Here is a 15982-nt window from a genome sequence, read left to right as displayed (position 1 = left end):
CCGGTGGACCTCCCCCTCGTCGTCGAGCTGGCAGACGGCGGCCATCGGGCACGGCCCCTCGGTCCGGACGCGAGCTCGCGGCTGCTCGAGTGCTGGGCGACCGGCGTCGACCTCCCCGACGGCTTCCGCTGGGCCCACGGCTCGCACGCATGGGAGACGGTGCCGCCGGGTGAGCGCACGATCGACGTCGACCAGACCAACTCATCGGTGGTCGTGGGCGACCGTGTGGTGGTCAAGTGGGTGACGACCCCACTCGTCGGTCCCCACCCGGCACCCGAGCGCCTGCACCGGCTGGTCGAGGCCGGCTTCGAGTCGATGCCCGAGGTGTGGTTCGACCTCGAGTGGCTGACGCCCGATGGACATTGGGTGCCCGTCGTCACGGCCGTGGCACTGGTCCGCGATGCCACCGACGGCTGGACCTGGTGCCTGGACGAGGCACGGGCCGCCGTCGGTGTCCTGCCGGGTCCCGGCCTCCCGTTCGCGCACAGGCTCGGCGAGGTCACCGCCGCCATGCACCTCGCCCTCGCCGACTCCCCCACTGGCCCGGTCGCGACCCACGGCGACTTCCACATCGGGCAGGTACTGCGCGACCCGGCCGGCGAGCTCTACGTCATCGACTTCGACGGCAACCCGACGGTGCCACCGGCCGAGCGAGTGGCGCACCGCCCAGCGGCGTACGACGTCGCCGGGATGCTGGTCTCGCTCGAGAACGTCGGGCACGTGGTGCAGCACCACCACCCCGAGGTGTCCGAGGACGCAGTGGTCGCCTGGACCGACGACGTGCAGACCCAGTTCCTCACCGCCTACCGCGACGGAGCCGGCGAGCTGCTCGAGGAGTCGCTGCTGACGACCTACGTCGACGACCAGATCCAGCGCGAGCTCGACTACGCCGACGCCTACCTCCCGCGCTGGCGCTACGTGCCCGAGGCCGCCCTCCGTCGAAGGGGACGGTGGTGAACCCAGAGCTGTTCCTCGCCGATCTGGCCGAGAAGCCCCCACGCCTGCGGGCGCTGGACCTCACCAGCGCCTGGGGTTTCGTCGAGCAGCCGCGACGCGTCGTACTGCTGGGGATGGGCTCCTCCCACTACGCCAACCTGGTCGGTGCGGCCAGGCTCCGCGCGGCGGGCGTCGACGCCGTCGCCGAGCTCGCGAGCTCCGACCTCCTGCCGGCGGTCGGGCCAGGCGACCTGGTCGTCGCGGTGTCCGCATCAGCGGGTTCGGCCGAGACCCTCGACGCCGTGGAGCGCCTCGACACCGAGATCGTCGCGATCGCCAACAGGCCCGGCCCACTGACCGAGCGGGCCTCGCGCACGGTCTGGATGGAGGCAGGCGAGGAGCGCGGCGCAGTGGCGTGCCGGTCCTTCCAGCACACGGTCGCCCTCCTGCTCGAACTCGTCCGTCACCTGACCGGTGGCCCCGAGGTCCCGCTGTCGCAGGCGGCCGAGGCGAGCGAGCACCTGTTGGAGACCGAGGATGAGTGGCGCCCCCGGCTGGCAGGGCTGCTCCTGGGCCCCCATGGCACGCACGTCGTGGCGCCGGCTCGCCGCATCTCCTCGGCGTACCAGTCGGCGCTGATGCTCCGGGAGGGACCACGCCTCCAGGCCTACGGCTGCGAGACCGGCGACTGGAGCCACGTCGACGTCTACCTCACCAAGACCACCGACTACCGGATGCTGCTCCTCGGCGGCTCGCGCTGGGAGGCGCAGCTGCTCGGGTGGACCTCGCAACGAGGCAGCACGGTCGTCGGTGTCGGTGCCGAGGTGGCCGGCGCGTCACACACCCTTCGCTACCCACACGACGACAACGACGACGTGCGGCTGCTCACAGAGACTCTCGTCGCCGAGCTGCTCGCGGCCCGGGCGTGGCTGGCTGCCCCCACCTGACCCCACCTGACCCCCAACTGACCCGCCCGGTGCCGGTCTGATGCAACCTTTACCCACCGACCGGCGTCTCCGGGGCCGTGGAAGGACGAGTGGGCACGATGCGACCCGACCTGAGGGCCGGACCCGAGGGCTTCGAGGAGTGGGTCAACGCGACGGCGCCACGCATGCGCCGGCTGGCGTTCCTCCTCGCAGGTGACCCGGACACCGCGGCCGACCTGCTGCAGTCGGCGTACGCGAAGGTCTATCCCCGTTGGGACCGGGTCGGTGCGATGGCCTCGCCCGAGGCGTACCTGCACCGCGTGATGGTGAACCTGCGGACCTCCTGGTGGCGTCGGCACCGCAACCGCGAGTACGCCGTCGCCGAGGTGCCGGAGAGCGCGTGGGCCGGCACCCCATCACCGACCGACCGTGTCGTCGAGTCGCAGGCCCTGCTGACCGCCCTCAAGGCGATGCCGGACAAGCAGCGGGCCACGGTGGTGCTGCGCTACTACTGCGACCTCTCGGAGGCCGAGACCGCCGAGGTCATGCACTGCTCCCTCGGGACCGTCAAGAGCAACGCCTCGCGCGGCCTGGCGTCACTGCGCGTCGTGCTGGCCGCCCACCACGAGAACGAGAAGTGATCCCATGACCAACCACGACGTGCACGAGGTCCACGAGGCCCTCGAGCGGCTGGCTTACGTAGCCGGCCACGACCCGATGCCGAACCTGATCACGGGCATCCGCGCCGAGGCCCGGCGCAACCGCAACCGTGCGGCGGCCCTGACCGGTGCCGGGATCGCTGCCGCACTTGTCGTCGGGTACGCCGCCTGGTCGGCTGCCTCGGGTCCCGGCCGTGCCAGCGAGCCCGATGTCGCGGTGCCGTCCTCGGCGACCCCGACCCCGACCCCGACCCCGACACCATCACCGGCCCCCGACCTGTCGCCCATCGACACCGGCACGGCGGACGTGGACGACGACGGCGCTCCAGACAGCGTGCGGCTGATGGTGCCGCGCGGCACTCCGGGTGGCGACCCGGCCGAGCAGACCTGGCTCGAGGTCCGGACGGCCACGACGACTGACAGGGTCCAGCTCACCGACACCCCGACGTACGTCGGCTTCCTCGACCCCGGACTGGTCGACCTCGACGACAACGGCGGCGCCGAGATCCTCGTCCTGGCCAGCGGCGGTGGCGAGAACGGCTTGATCAACGTCTGGACCTGGTCGAGCGGCCGGCTGACGCGGGCGACCCCCGACCCGGGACCGGAGACCCACTTGGCGAGTGAGGCGGGTCTCTCGACCGGCAGCGAGGAGCTCGGTGCGGTCTTCCAGGACGGCCAGCTGTTGAGCTGGCAGGTCGTGACGGCCGGCCACGAGGTCAACGTGTGGCGCTGGACCCTCGACGGCGTGACGTTGCGCGCCACCCGCCTGCCCGGCACCCGGTGCGTGTCGCTGGGCGTGCTCAAGCCGTGCTGAACGCGCAGATCAGCGACTGTGTCCCACTGGTCGTGGGCGACGGGCCGATACGACAAGATCGCCATGCCCGCAAGGGACGGCGCGCCACGCCTCGGTCATGGCGCTCAGCTGAGGATGCGCGCCCGCTCCGGGTCGAAGAACGGCTTGAGCGAGACCTGTGCCGGCACCCGCGTGCCCGCGACGTCGACCTCGAAGGACCCAGCTGCGAGGTCCGCAGGCTTGATGCCGTCCTCGCGACTGATGCCGGCGATGCCGCACGCCGCACCGAGCGAGTGGCCGAAGCCGCCGCTGCGGATGTGGCCGACGGGAGCGCCATCCCAGTAGACGGGCTCGTCGCCGTAGAGGTCGTAGTCGGGTGAGTCGAGCAGCACGTTGACCAGCCGGTTGGTGAGCGGACCCGACTCCTTCTGCTTCAGCAGCGCGTCGCGTCCGACGAACCCGCCCTGCTTGTCCCACGCGACCGCGAACCCGAGCCCTGCTTCGAGTGGGGTATCGGTGGAGTCGATGTCGTGTCCCATGTCACGGAAGGCCTTCTCGAGCCGCATCGTCTCGAGCGCGCCGACGCCGGTCGGCTGGAAGCCGAACGGGGCAGCGGCCTCGCGCAGCTGGTCGTAGAGCGTCGCCCCGAACTCCGTCGGCACCAGGAGGTCCCAGCCCAGCTCTCCGACGTACGTCACGCGCAGTGCCCACAACGGCGTGTAGCCCAGCTCGGTCCTGCGCGCCGACAGATAGGGGAAGGCCTCGTCGGACCAGTCGTCGGGGCTGATGCTCTGCAGCACCTCACGCGAGCGCGGGCCCTGCACCGACAGGAGTGCGTAGCCGCCGGTCACGTCGGTGACGGTGACGAACTCGCCGTCGCGCGTCTGGCGGCGGATCCAGGCCGGCACGCGGCGATGGATGGTGTCGCCGCTGATGACCATGTAGGCGTCCTCGGCCTGCCGGGTCACGGTGAGGTCGGCGATGATGCCGCCGCGCTCGTCGAGCCACTGGGTGTAGACGATCCGGCCGACCGGCACGTCGACCTCGTTGGCGCACACCCGGTTGAGCACCGCCATGGCGTGGGGCCCCTGCACGAGATGGTGCGACATCAAGGTGAGGTCGAACATCGCGAGGCTCTCGCGTGCCTGCAGGTGCTCGGCGCGCACGCGGTCGAAGTGCTCGCCTCGCTCGAAGCCCCACTTGACGGTCGGGGTCACCCCGGCGCCGGCGAAGTAGTCGGGGTACTCCCAGCCGCTCGTCGCCACGAAGTGCGCGCCGTCGGCGACGTGCTGGGAGTGGTACGGCGAGCGACGGACGTTGCGTGCGTGCTCGTTCTGGGCGTTGGGCCAGGACAGGTCGTTGAGCAGGAAGCCCAGCCGCTGCACCGTGCGCTCCTCGCGGAACTGGCGCGTGGCCTGGAACTCGTGGGCCCGGTCGACGCCGACGGAGGTGAGGTCGAGGGGTGGGAAGCCCTCGATCAGCCACTGCGCCATCATGTGGCCGAGCCCGCCGCCGGACAGGATGCCGACGGAGTTCAGGCCGCACGCCAGGTAGAGGCCGTCGACCTCGGGCGACTCGCCCAGCATCGGCGACAGGTCGTCGGTGAAGCTCTCGGGCCCGCAGAACAGCGTGCGGATGCCGACGTCCTCGAGCGCCGGGAAGCGCTTCATGGCGACCTCGAGGAACGGCCCCATCCGGTCCCAGTCGGGCGGCAGCACGGCGAAGGCGCTCTCGCGCGGGGTGCCGTCGAGTGCCCATGCCTTGGCGACGGGTTCGAACATGCCGACCAGCAGGCCGCCACCCTCCTCGCGGTAGTAGCCGTAGGCCTCGCCGTCCTCGATCACGGGCACGCTCTCGGGAGTGACGCCGGCGATCGGCTCGGTGAGCAGGTAGTAGTGCTCGGCGGCCTGGAGCGGCACGGTGACGCCGGCCTTGGCGGCCAGCTCGCGACCCCACAGGCCCGCGGACAGCACGACCTTCTCGCACTCGATGTCACCGCGAGGCGTCGTGACGCCCGTGACCCGGCCCTTCTCGATCGTGAACCCGGTGACCTCGGTCTCCTCGAAGATCCGCACTCCCCGTTGCCGCGCGCCCTTGGCCATCGACATGGTCACGTCGACGGGGTTGGCCCGGCCTTCGTCAGGCGTCCAGAACCCTCGGACCAGGTCGTCGGTGCGCATCAGCGGCACCATCTCGGCGACCTCGCGCGGCGAGAGCACCTCCTTGGTCATCCCGACCGAGCGCATGTACGCCGTCTCGCGGCGCAGGCTCTCGTCGGCCCGCGCGGTCGTGGCGAGCTGGAGGTAGCCGCACTGGCGAAAGCCCGTCGACAGCCCGGTCTCCTCCTCCAGTCGCGCGTAGAGCTCGGCGGAGTAGCGCGCCATCCACAGCGCGTCCTCGGTCGTGCCGCCCGAGACGATCTCGCCGGCCGCGTGCCACGTCGTACCGGAGGTCAGCTGCTTGCGCTCGAGGAGAACGACGTCGGTAGCGCCCAGCAGGGCCAGGTGGTAGGCGATCGAGGTGCCGATCACTCCCCCGCCGACCACGACGTACTGCGCGCGGCTCGGCAGGTCGCCGGTGGACTGGCTGCTCGCCTCGGCGCGGGCGGCGGACGGGTTGATGGCACTGGCGTCGAGCGACATGGACGCATGGTGCCACTGTTTGACTGGTTGTTCAATCAAAGCCGTTGGTGCGCGAGTCGGCTCGTCGACGAAGGTGCGTCAGGCGTACTCACCGGGGCACCCATCCGCGCCCACTGCGGTCGTGGCCGGGTTCAGCGCGGCAACGGGTTCGGTCCCGTCGCGGTCACGAGCCGCTGGGGGACCCAGTCCGCGACGTGGCGGAAGCCGTCCGGGAAAGGTCCGGCGTCCTGCTCGACCGATGCTCGCAAGGAGAGCCGGTAGAACTTCACGTGCGTGAAGTCCTCGAACAGGATGTAGACGGGGTCGGGATTGCTGCTGGGCCCCTGGAACTGCTGCCCGGTCAGCACCGGCTTGTTGGTCTCGACGAAGTCGTCGAAGCCGTCTCCGACGACGACTCCGAGATGTTCCAAGCCCATCTTGTAGACGCGCTGGTGCACGGGAGGGATGAGCTCGATGAGCGGAACCTGCTTGCCATCGAGGACCACGAGGGGCTCGGCGAGCACGATCAGGGAGATCGGCCGGCCGTTCCAGACGTTCTCGCTGTTGATGACCGCGTGCTTCTCGAGCTGATCTCGCACGCGCACATAGTCATCCCACTCGGAGACACGGACGGCGAGGTGGCTCAGTGCGTAGGAGCTGATGTCGATGCCCCGATCGAGCAACCTCGCTTGCTGCTTGGCTGCGAAGGCACGGTAATCCCCGATGATGTCCCCTACTCGATCGGCCACAGCGTCCTCCTCTCGGCCGAAGCGTAAAGCGCACGTGTGCCGCTGACCACCGCTGGAACTACTCAGGAGGTGTGCTGTCCTCGGAGGCCAGGCCGGCTTGGCGGGCCTTGACGATCGCCTCGATGCCGTGTCGGCTACGTGCGGCTCTGAGCTGACAGGTTGCCTGCGATCAGCGCGGCGTCCTCGTTGTGGGGATCGAGGTCGAGGGCGTGCTGCAGGACCCGGCGAGCCTCGTCGACGTCACCGTCGACCTGGTGCGCCCAGCCGGTCATCGTCCAGGCGGTGGAGGAGTCGGGGCGTACGCCGGCCCACACGCGCAGCAATGGCCAGACCAGGTCCGTGCGGTGCAGCTCGATCGCTCCCCAGACCGCCTTCTCGAACTCGTCGTCGTCGAGGTCGAAGCGAGGGGGTTCCTCGGCTGCGAGACGGTCGTACTCGGCGACCGCAGCGTCGTGGCCCGACCTCGCGAGGGTGCGGGCGACGGCACTGACGACGGGAGACGGGCCTCGCAGCGCGACCGCTCCGTCGCCGGGACCACCAGGAACGTCCAGGGCGATGTCGAGAGCCACGGACGCGATGGCCGAGGTGAGGACGGTGTTGGAGTTGGCCAGGACGACCACGCCCGTGCGACGGTCGGGCACCAGCACGAGACGCGTTCCGAACCCGGGATCAGCGCCGCTGTGACTGAGGGTGCGGTGGCCGGCGTACGTGCCCAGCGCCCAGCCCAGCGACTGCTCCTCGTCCCACGGGGCCTCGCCGATGTGGGCCACGGGCCGGGACATCAGGTCGACCAAGGATGCGGCGAGCCCGCCTGGTTCCCAGTGTGCCCGGACCCACCGGACCAGCTCGACCAGGTTGGCGTGCATCGTCGAGCTCGGCGAGTGCCGCCGCGTGTAGGGATAGGCGGCATCGGGCACCGTCAACGGCATCCCCACGTGCGGCGAGGACGCGAGCTCGCCAGGCACCTCGCCACGCACGAAGGTGCTGGCGGCCATGCCCAACGGCGAGAGCAACCGCTGACGCATGGCGTCCTCGAACGTCGTACCGCTCACGCGAGACAGCACCAAGCCAAGCAGCTCGTAGCCGGCGTTGGAGTAGGAGAACCTCGAGCCCGGGTCGGTGGCCAGCCGCCACTGGGTCAGGCTCCTTGCGAACTCGCTCAGTGCGTCGTCGCCCAGCTGCGGGTCGTGCCAGCCGTACTCCGACACGTCCGGCAGCCCGCTGGTATGGCTCAGCAGCCCTCGCGCCGTGACGTCGTCTTGCCGGCCATCGGCGAGGGTGAGCTCGGGGACCCACGCGGTGACCGGCTCGTCCAGGTCGAGACGTCCCTCATGAGCGAGCGAGACCACCGCGGTGGCGACGAACGGCTTGGAGACCGAGGCCAGGTGGAACATCGTCTCGGGTGTGACCGGTTCGCCCGAGCGGAGGTCCCGGACGCCGAAGCCGCGCACCACGACCTCGTCGCCACGCACGAGCGCGACCGCCAGCCCGGCCACCTCGTGGGTCGACCCGAACTGCTCGACCAGCGGCCAGACCTCCCGTTCGACCGCGCCGCGCAGGCCCGCCGTGCCGTCGCTCACGCCTGGACCCTACGCCCGCGAGCACCGCTCGATGGTCGGGTACTCCATACCGCCGAAGCCTGGGTAGTCCCGTGCAGTTGACGGGTGATTTGGGGGTTTTGACCCGTCAACTGCACGGGAGTACCCGCCGACAGCGGACATCTTTCTGATTGAATGATCAGTCAGAAACCCGCCTTGGCCCTAGCTGGGTGCGTCATGCGCAACATCGAGCACCATCCGCAACGTCGCACAAGCCAATTGCGCCTGGGCGGACTAGTATGTGTCGACCGCCACACTCCTCCTTCGGACCCACTGAGGGGCAGCCTCATGACGACCGCCGCCGCGACCGACAGGGTCGCGCTGGTCCGTGCCATCGCCCAGCAGCACCTCACCGAACGCGGCCCGCTGCTGCCGGTCCTCCACGAGGTGGTCGAGGAGCTCGGCCACGTCGCGCGCGAGGACGTCGAGGCCATCGCGGACGTGCTCAATCTGTCCGTGGCCGAGGTGCACGGAGTCGTCAGCTTCTACCACGACTTCCGCACCACACCGCCGGCTGCGCACCGGGTCGCGCTGTGCCGAGGCGAGGCCTGCCAGTCGGTAGGTGCCGAGGAGCTGTACGCCGAGACGCGAGGCCGGTCTGCCGACCTCGGGGACGGCGTCGAGATCGCCGAGGTCTTCTGCCTCGGCAACTGCGCGCTCGGTCCGTCGGGCACCGTTGACGGCCGCCTGCACGGCCGCCTGTCTGCCGACAGGATCGACGCACTGACGGAGGGATGGCGTTGACGAAGGTCTTCGTGCCCGGCGACGCCGCGGCGGTGTCGGTCGGTGCCGACGAGGTGGCCGCAGCCTTCGAGGCGGCCGGCGCGAGCGTCGTACGCAACGGGTCGCGCGGCATGCTCTGGCTCGAGCCGCTGGTGGAGGTCGAGAGCGACCGGGGCCGCATCGGGTTCGCCAATGTCGAGGTGGCTGATGTTCTCGACCTGGTTTCGAGCCGGTCGCACAGCGACCTCCTCAACCATCCGGGCTGCGTCGGCGTCGTCGACGAGCACCCGTGGCTGACCTCGCAGCGCCGCGTGAGCTTCGCGAGGGTCGGCGTGGTCGACCCGGCCTCGATCGCCGACTACGAGGCGCACGGTGGCTGGGCCGGACTGCGGCGGGCCCTGTCCCTGTCGCCTGCCGAGGTCGTGCAGGAGGTCACCGACTCCGGGCTGCGTGGCCGCGGCGGCGCCGGCTTCCCCGCCGGTATCAAGTGGAAGACGGTGCTGGAGACCGCGTCGGAGCTGAAGTTCGTCGCGTGCAACTTCGACGAGGGCGACTCCGGAACCTTCGCCGACCGCATGGTCGTGGAGGGCGACCCGTTCACGCTGATCGAGGGCATGACCATCGCGGCCCACGCGGTGGGCGCGACCGAGGGCTACGTCTACGTGCGATCCGAGTACCCCCACGCCGTGGCCGCTCTGCGCCGGGCGATCGACGCGGCCTACACCCACGGCTACCTCGGCGCCGACGTCCTCGGCTCCGGACACTCCTTCGACCTCCACGTGCGGGTGGGCGCCGGCGCCTACATCTGTGGCGAGGAGTCCTCGATGCTCGACAGCCTCGAGGGCAAGCGCGGCGAGGTGCGGGCCAAGCCGCCCATCCCCGCGATCAGCGGCCTGTGGGGCAAGCCGACCGCGGTCAACAACGTGTTGACCCTCTGCGCGGTGCCGATGATCCTGGCGGACGGCGGCGCCGCCTACGCCGCGCTCGGCACCGGCCGCTCGCGCGGCACCCAGGTCTTCCAGCTCGCCGGCAACATCAAGCAGGGCGGCATCGTCGAGCTGCCCTTCGGGGTCAGCCTGCGCGAGCTCGTCGACCATTACGGCGGGGGGACGCTGACGGGCCGTCCGGCACGAGCCGCCCAGGTGGGGGGCCCGCTCGGCGCCTACGTACCCGCCTCCGGGTTCGACGTACCCATGGACTACGAGGCGATGGCCGAGGCCGGCGCGATGCTCGGCCACGGCGGCATCGTGTTGTTCGACGAGACCGTCGACATGGCGCGGATGGCGCGGTTCGCGATGGAGTTCTGCTCGATCGAGTCGTGCGGCAAGTGCACCCCGTGCCGCGTCGGCTCGACACGCGGCGTGGAGACGATCGACCGGATCATCGCGGGTCAGGACGTGCAGGCAAACCTGGTGCTGCTCGACGACCTGTGCGACACCATGACCAAGGGATCCCTGTGCGCGATGGGCGGGCTGACGCCGATGCCGGTGCAGAGCGCCATCAAGCATTTCCCTGAGGACTTCGAGCGGGAGGTTGCACCCGGATGACCGCACAGATGGACCTGCCGAGCATCTGGGACCCGGAGGTCGACTTCGGCACCCCGGCGATCCGAGCGGCAGTCGACACGGTGTCGGTGACCATCGACGGCCGCTCGGTCGACGTACCCGCCGGCACTTCGGTGCTGCGCGCGGCGACCGAGGCCGGGGTCAGCATCCCCAAGCTGTGCGCGACCGACTCCCTCAAGGCGTTCGGGTCGTGCCGGATGTGCCTGGTCGAGGTCGACGGGGCGCGCGGTGTGCCGGCCTCCTGCACCACACCGTGCTCGGACGGCATGGTGGTCAGCACCCAGTCCGAGACTGTGCGCGACCTGCGCAAGAACGTCATGGAGCTCTACCTCTCCGACCACCCCGAGGACTGCGACGGCTGCGCGCGCGGCAACTGCGAGATCCAGGCGATGGCCGTGCAGGTCGGTGCCGCCGAGGTCCGCTACGGCCGGCCCGAGACCCGCACCGATGTGGCCCACGTCCATGCGGTCGACGAGTCCAACCCCTACTTCTCCTTCGACTCCTCCTCGTGCATCGTCTGCTCCCGTTGCGTGCGGGCGTGCGCCGACATCCAGGGCACCTTCGCCCTGACCGTCGAGGGACGCGGTTTCGACTCCAAGATCTCCGCCGGTGGCACCGACTTCCTGGCCTCCGAGTGCGTGTCGTGCGGGGCTTGCGTGCAGGCCTGCCCGACGTCCGCGCTGCAGGAGAAGTCGATCGTCCAGCTCGGCATGCCGACCCGGTCGGTCGAGACGACCTGCGCCTACTGCGGCGTCGGCTGCTCGTTCCGCGCCGAGGTGCAAGGCGAAGGCGCCGAGTCCAAGGTCGTGCGCATGGTGCCGTCCAAGAGCGGCGGCGCCAACGAGGGCCACAGCTGTGTGAAGGGCCGGTTCGCCTACGGCTACGCCGCCCACAAGGACCGCCAGCTGTCGCCGATGGTGCGCGAGAGCATCGACGACGAGTGGCGCAAGGTCTCCTGGGACGAGGCGATCGCCAAGATCGCCGAGGGCTTCAAGGCGATCCAGGCCGAGCACGGCGTCGGTGCGATCGGCGGCATCTCCTCCAGCCGTTGCACCAACGAGGAGGTGTACGTCGTCCAGAAGCTGGTGCGGGCGGCCTTCGGCAACAACAACATCGACACCTGTGCCAGGGTCTGCCACTCCCCCACCGGCTACGGCCTCAAGCAGACCTTCGGTACCTCGGCCGGCACGCAGGACTTCCGCTCGGTCGAGAAGGCCGACGTGATCCTGCTGATCGGCGCCAACCCCACCGACGCCCACCCGGTCTTCGCCTCCCGGATGAAGAAGCGGCTGCGTGAGGGTGCGCGGCTGATCGTGGCCGACCCCCGCCGTATCGACCTGGTCCGCAGTCCCCACGTCGAGGCCGAACACCACCTCCCCGTCCTGCCCGGGTCCAACGTCGCCTTCGTCAACGCGATGGCCCACGTGATCGTGACCGAGGGCCTCCACGACGAGGAGTTCGTGCGCGAGCGCTGCGAGGACGCCGACGACTACCTCGCGTTCATCGCCGACGCGTCCAACTCGCCCGAGGCGACGGCCGAGATCACCGGCATCGCGCCCGAGGAGCTGCGAGCCGCCGCCAGGCTCTACGCGACGGGCGGCAACGGCGCCATCTACTACGGCCTCGGCGTCACCGAGCACTCCCAGGGCTCGACGATGGTGATGGGCATGGCCAACCTGGCCATGGTCACCGGCAACATCGGGCGCGAGGGCGTCGGCGTCAACCCGCTGCGCGGCCAGAACAACGTGCAGGGCTCGTGCGACATGGGGTCCTTCCCCCACGAGTTCCCCGGCTACCGTCACGTCTCGCTCGACGACGTACGCGGCATCTACGAGAAGCTCTGGGGCAGGACCCTCGACCCCGAGCCCGGACTGCGCATCCCCAACATGTTCGACGCAGCGCTCGCCGGTACCTTCCGCGGCCTCTACATCCAGGGCGAGGACATCGCGCAGTCCGACCCCAACACCCAGCACGTCGAGGCCGCGCTGCGGGCGATGGACCTCATCGTCGTCCAGGACCTCTTCCTCAACGAGACCGCGCGCTTCGCCCACGTGTTCTTGCCCGGCACGTCGTTCCTCGAGAAGGACGGCACGTTCACCAACGCCGAGCGCCGGATCAACCGCGTGCGTCCGGTCTTCCCCACGAAGGTCGGCATGGACGAGTGGGAGATCACCTGCGCGATCGGCCGGGCGATGGGCTACGAGGACATGCGCTACGACTCGGCCGCCGAGATCATGGACGAGATCGCGGCGACGACCCACACGTTCTCCGGCGTCTCGTTCGCCCGGCTCGACGAGGTCGGCTCGATGCAGTGGCCAGTCTTCGACACGACCTCGACCGGCACGCCGATCATGCACGTCGACGGCTTCGTGCGCGGCAAGGGCCTGCTCGTCGAGACCGTCTTCGTGCCGACCACCGAGCGCTCCACCCGCAAGTTCCCGTTGATCCTGACCACGGGCCGCATCCTGAGCCAGTACAACGTCGGCGCCCAGACCCGACGCACCGAGAACAACACCTGGCACCCCGAGGACGTCTTGGAGATCCACCCCGCCGACGCCGAGATGCGCGGCATCTCCACCGGTGACCTCGTCGACCTTGCGAGCAGGGTCGGGTCGACCACCCTGCGGGCACAGGTCTCGGAGCGGATGCCGGCGGGCGTCGTCTACACGACCTTCCACCACCCGGTGACCGGTGCCAATGTGGTCACGACCGAGAACTCCGACTGGGCCACCAACTGCCCCGAGTACAAGGTGACGGCCGTCCAGGTCGGTGTCGCCAACGCCCGCGGCGACGAGGCGGTCGCGCAGACCCGCGAGCCGGCCGAGACCCACGCATGATGACGGTGCCGCCCGAGGTGCGGATGGGCAACCAGATCGCACAGCAGTTCGCCAACCTGCCCCCCGCCGAGGCGGCTGCGGCGATCGCCCGCCACATCGAGAACTTCTGGGAGCCCCGGATGCGCCACACCCTCGAGGCCCTCGTGGCCGCCGGCGACGACAGCCTCGAGCCGCTGCTCGTCGACGCGGTCGGCCGGCTGGTGGCCGGCTGAGCCGAACCCGCTGGGTAGGTTCGAGGAGATGGCTTCCTACGACCCCCTCGACATCGTCGACTGGCGACGCCGGGTCTTCGCGATCTACGCCGCCGTACGCGCTGACCCGGATCCGGAGTCCGCGCACAGCAGATGGCGCGAGGAGCGCGACGAGCTGTTCGCCCATCACCCTGCCTCTCCCGTGCCCCTCGAGGAGCGCCAGGGGTTCCGCGGTCTGGACGTGGCGCCGTACGACCAGGCGTGGCGCTTCGAGGTCGAGCTGCGGCCGAGCGAGCCGACGCCCTGGGAGGTGCAGACGGGCACGGATGGGGTGGTGCCCTTCGTGCAGCTCGGGACCGTGAGCCTGCCCGGAGTCGGCGACCTCTCGGTGTGGAGGCTGACGTCGTATGCCGGTGGGGTGTTCGTGCCCATGCACGACGGCGGGTGCGGCAAGCCGGGCGGCGGATACGGCGGCGGGCGCTACCTGCTCGACACCGTCAAGGGCGCCGACCTCGGCAGCAACGGCGACCAGCTCGTGGTGGACCTGAACTTCGCCTACGCGCCGTCGTGTGCCTATGACCCGGCCTGGGCCTGCCCACTGCCTCCGCCCGGCAACCGCGTCCAGACGGTCGTGCCGGTGGGTGAGCTGCACACGCGGACCACGGCAGGCGTCAAGGCTGTCTAGCGCACCTCGACGCTGCGAGCGGAGCGCGACAGGATCCACAGGCGACTCGGCGCTCATCGCACGGCGGAGGCTGTCCACCCGTCCGAAACCCCGGAGGTCGCTGATGTCTGCTCGCCGCGTCGTTGCCCTTGTCCTGGCCGTCCTCGCCTCCTCGACACTTGCGGCTCTGCCGGTGACGACCGCCCAGGCCGTGCCGGACACCACGACCTACCAGGCGACCGGTGGCGAGCAGGTGTACTACGTCCCTCAGGGGACCCAGGCGCTGGTCATCCACGCGGTGGGCGCACCGGGTGGCTGCCCCAACCCTGGCGGCGGCTTCTTCTACGGCGGTGACGTCACGGCCACGATCCCGGTCCAGGGCGTCGATGTGCTCTACCTCGAGGTCGGCGGACCGGGAGGCACCGCCGACGAGGTGAGCGGCGCAGGTGGCGCGGGTGGCTTCAACGGTGGTGGCGCCGGCGGCTTCGGCGCCCACGGCGGCGGCGGTGCCACCGACGTGCGGCTCGCGCCCGCAGACGAGGTCGGCTCCTTGGACACCCGCCAGGTCGTGGCCATGGGCGGTGGTGGCGGCGGCGCCAACGAGGTGTGCGTCAACGCATCGGGGAGCGCGGGCAACGGCGGCGAGGCAGGGCAGGAAGCCGGGGGCACAGGAGGCACGTCGACCGGTTGCGCAAACGGTGACGACGGTGGCGTGGGCACGGGCGGCGCCGGTGCCGGCGACGGGCTCTGCGCTGATGCCGGTGGAGGTGGCGGCGGTGGCGGTCTCTACGGCGGCGGTGGCGGCGGCGCAGGGTCGGTCGGCGCCGCGGGTGGCTCGGGCTCGAGCGCGGCCCCGGGCGACCCGTCGGCCGTGATCACGACGGACACGACCGGCGTACCCCTCATCGAGATCACTCCCGTGGTGGCCGTCGCCGAATGGACCCCCGGCTCCGTGGAGTTCGGGACCGGCACGGTGGGCCGCCTGGGCGACCCCCAGGCCATCACGATGCGCAACATCGGAACCGCTCCGCTCTTGATCAGCGGCCTCGGCATCGGCGGCCCGCAGGCTTCGGACTTCTTCGTCTCCTCCTCGACGTGCGGAGCACAGGTGGCCCCGGGTGTCACGTGTTCCATCGGCATCTCGTTCCGGCCCGGTGCGGCCGGTCCCCGTGAGGCCACGCTGGTGCTGACGATGAACATCGGCGAGTACGAGCTGCCGATCACGGGCACCGCCGTGAGCAACCAGTTCAGCTTCGTCAAGGTGACGCGCAACAAGCGCGAGGGCACGGCCAAGCTGTTCGTGGCGATCCCAGGCCCGGGAGTGCTCGAGCTCCGCGGGAACGGCATCAAGCACAAGGGCAAGGTCGTCAGCGGTCCGACGACCAGCCTCTCCGTGGCGCTCAAGCCCTGGATGTATGCCCGACTCGCGCTCCTGGGAGAGCTACCCGTCAGGGCGAGGGTCACCTTCCAACCCGACGACGGGCTTGCGCGTACGAAGTGGAAGTGGGTCAAGCTGGTCCTGCAGCGCTGACCGGCGACCGGGGTCGCTGGTCGCGCTAGCGCCGTCTCCCCGGTGGTTGAGGAGGGCGCGCTAGCGCCGGCTCCGCTGGTTGAGGAGGGCGCGCTAGTGACCCGGATTTGAAGTTCGTCGTATAAGTCGTCCGAGCTTGGCGAGGATCTCGTCGGCTGTCTTGGTCCACACGAAGGCTTTGGGGTTGGC

Annotated in this window: 13 protein-coding genes; 10 read left to right on the top strand and 3 right to left on the bottom strand. The window is 70.3% G+C overall.

Annotation, left to right across the window (positions count from 1 at the left end):
• Positions 1–3 precede the first annotated feature (3 nt).
• From ISU10_RS18405 to ISU10_RS18390, 4 genes are all read left to right on the top strand, one after another.
• Positions 4–957 (top strand): phosphotransferase, encoded by a 954-nt coding sequence (locus ISU10_RS18405; protein ID WP_194697894.1) that lies wholly within the window; start codon positions 4–6, stop codon positions 955–957.
• Entirely contained in the window at positions 954–1883 is a 930-nt protein-coding gene (locus ISU10_RS18400) for an SIS domain-containing protein (protein WP_194697893.1), read from the top strand. The genes ISU10_RS18405 and ISU10_RS18400 overlap by 4 nt, the downstream gene beginning before the upstream one ends.
• A 98-nt stretch (positions 1884–1981) precedes the next feature.
• The gene (locus ISU10_RS18395) at positions 1982–2503 is read left to right on the top strand and encodes a SigE family RNA polymerase sigma factor (RefSeq protein WP_194697892.1); all 522 of its coding nucleotides are present in this window, start codon (positions 1982–1984) and stop codon (positions 2501–2503) included.
• Positions 2504–2507: 4 nt separating this feature from the next.
• The gene (locus ISU10_RS18390; RefSeq protein ID WP_194697891.1) at positions 2508–3335 is read left to right on the top strand and encodes a hypothetical protein; all 828 of its coding nucleotides are present in this window, start codon (positions 2508–2510) and stop codon (positions 3333–3335) included.
• 104 nt (positions 3336–3439) lie between these two features.
• Here the strand turns inward: ISU10_RS18390 and ISU10_RS18385 are convergent, their stop codons facing one another.
• From ISU10_RS18385 to ISU10_RS18375, 3 genes are all read right to left on the bottom strand, one after another.
• Positions 3440–5956: an FAD-dependent oxidoreductase gene (locus ISU10_RS18385; RefSeq protein WP_194697890.1), complete on the bottom strand. Its 2517-nt coding sequence runs from the start codon at positions 5954–5956 to the stop codon at positions 3440–3442.
• A gap of 131 nt (positions 5957–6087) precedes the next feature.
• Positions 6088–6684 (bottom strand): VOC family protein, encoded by a 597-nt coding sequence (locus tag ISU10_RS18380; RefSeq protein WP_194697889.1) that lies wholly within the window; start codon positions 6682–6684, stop codon positions 6088–6090.
• A gap of 134 nt (positions 6685–6818) precedes the next feature.
• Entirely contained in the window at positions 6819–8264 is a 1446-nt protein-coding gene (locus ISU10_RS18375; RefSeq protein WP_194697888.1) for a serine hydrolase, read from the bottom strand.
• A gap of 306 nt (positions 8265–8570) precedes the next feature.
• Between ISU10_RS18375 and ISU10_RS18370 the strand changes: the two genes are divergently transcribed.
• From ISU10_RS18370 to ISU10_RS18345, 6 genes are all read left to right on the top strand, one after another.
• Positions 8571–9026, top strand: coding sequence for an NAD(P)H-dependent oxidoreductase subunit E (locus ISU10_RS18370; protein WP_194697887.1), 456 nt, complete (start codon positions 8571–8573; stop codon positions 9024–9026).
• Positions 9023–10552, top strand: coding sequence for an NADH-ubiquinone oxidoreductase-F iron-sulfur binding region domain-containing protein (locus ISU10_RS18365; RefSeq protein ID WP_228501304.1), 1530 nt, complete (start codon positions 9023–9025; stop codon positions 10550–10552). The genes ISU10_RS18370 and ISU10_RS18365 overlap by 4 nt, the downstream gene beginning before the upstream one ends.
• On the top strand, positions 10549–13407 hold the full coding sequence (fdhF, locus tag ISU10_RS18360) for a formate dehydrogenase subunit alpha (RefSeq protein WP_228501303.1): 2859 nt from the start codon (positions 10549–10551) through the stop codon (positions 13405–13407). Before ISU10_RS18365 ends, fdhF begins: the two co-directional genes overlap by 4 nt.
• Positions 13407–13619 (top strand): formate dehydrogenase subunit delta, encoded by a 213-nt coding sequence (locus tag ISU10_RS18355; protein ID WP_194697885.1) that lies wholly within the window; start codon positions 13407–13409, stop codon positions 13617–13619. The genes fdhF and ISU10_RS18355 overlap by 1 nt, the downstream gene beginning before the upstream one ends.
• Positions 13620–13647: 28 nt before the next feature.
• On the top strand, positions 13648–14283 hold the full coding sequence (locus ISU10_RS18350; RefSeq protein ID WP_194697884.1) for a DUF1684 domain-containing protein: 636 nt from the start codon (positions 13648–13650) through the stop codon (positions 14281–14283).
• Positions 14284–14386: 103 nt separating this feature from the next.
• Positions 14387–15793 carry a choice-of-anchor D domain-containing protein gene (locus ISU10_RS18345; RefSeq protein WP_194697883.1) on the top strand — a complete coding sequence of 469 codons (1407 nt, stop codon included), beginning with the start codon at positions 14387–14389 and terminating at the stop codon, positions 15791–15793.
• The last annotated feature ends 189 nt before the right edge of the window (positions 15794–15982 follow it).

The organism is Nocardioides agariphilus (assembly GCF_015352445.1).
In the GTDB taxonomy this organism is placed as follows: Bacteria; Actinomycetota; Actinomycetes; order Propionibacteriales; family Nocardioidaceae; genus Nocardioides; species Nocardioides agariphilus.
The sequence above is the reverse complement of the archived record's forward strand: the minus strand, read 5'-3'. Positions and strand labels throughout refer to the sequence as shown.

Bases quoted from the DNA above. Each gene is read 5' to 3' on its own strand.
- ISU10_RS18390 (WP_194697891.1), top strand. From the start codon at position 2,508: ATGACCAACCACGACGTGCACGAGGTCCACGAGGCCCTCGAGCGGCTG.
- ISU10_RS18350 (WP_194697884.1), top strand. From the start codon at position 13,648: ATGGCTTCCTACGACCCCCTCGACATCGTCGACTGGCGACGCCGGGTC.
- ISU10_RS18385 (WP_194697890.1), bottom strand. From the start codon at position 5,956: ATGTCGCTCGACGCCAGTGCCATCAACCCGTCCGCCGCCCGCGCCGAG.
- ISU10_RS18345 (WP_194697883.1), top strand. From the start codon at position 14,387: ATGTCTGCTCGCCGCGTCGTTGCCCTTGTCCTGGCCGTCCTCGCCTCC.
- fdhF (WP_228501303.1), top strand. From the start codon at position 10,549: ATGACCGCACAGATGGACCTGCCGAGCATCTGGGACCCGGAGGTCGAC.
- ISU10_RS18355 (WP_194697885.1), top strand. From the start codon at position 13,407: ATGACGGTGCCGCCCGAGGTGCGGATGGGCAACCAGATCGCACAGCAG.
- ISU10_RS18395 (WP_194697892.1), top strand. From the start codon at position 1,982: ATGCGACCCGACCTGAGGGCCGGACCCGAGGGCTTCGAGGAGTGGGTC.
- ISU10_RS18370 (WP_194697887.1), top strand. From the start codon at position 8,571: ATGACGACCGCCGCCGCGACCGACAGGGTCGCGCTGGTCCGTGCCATC.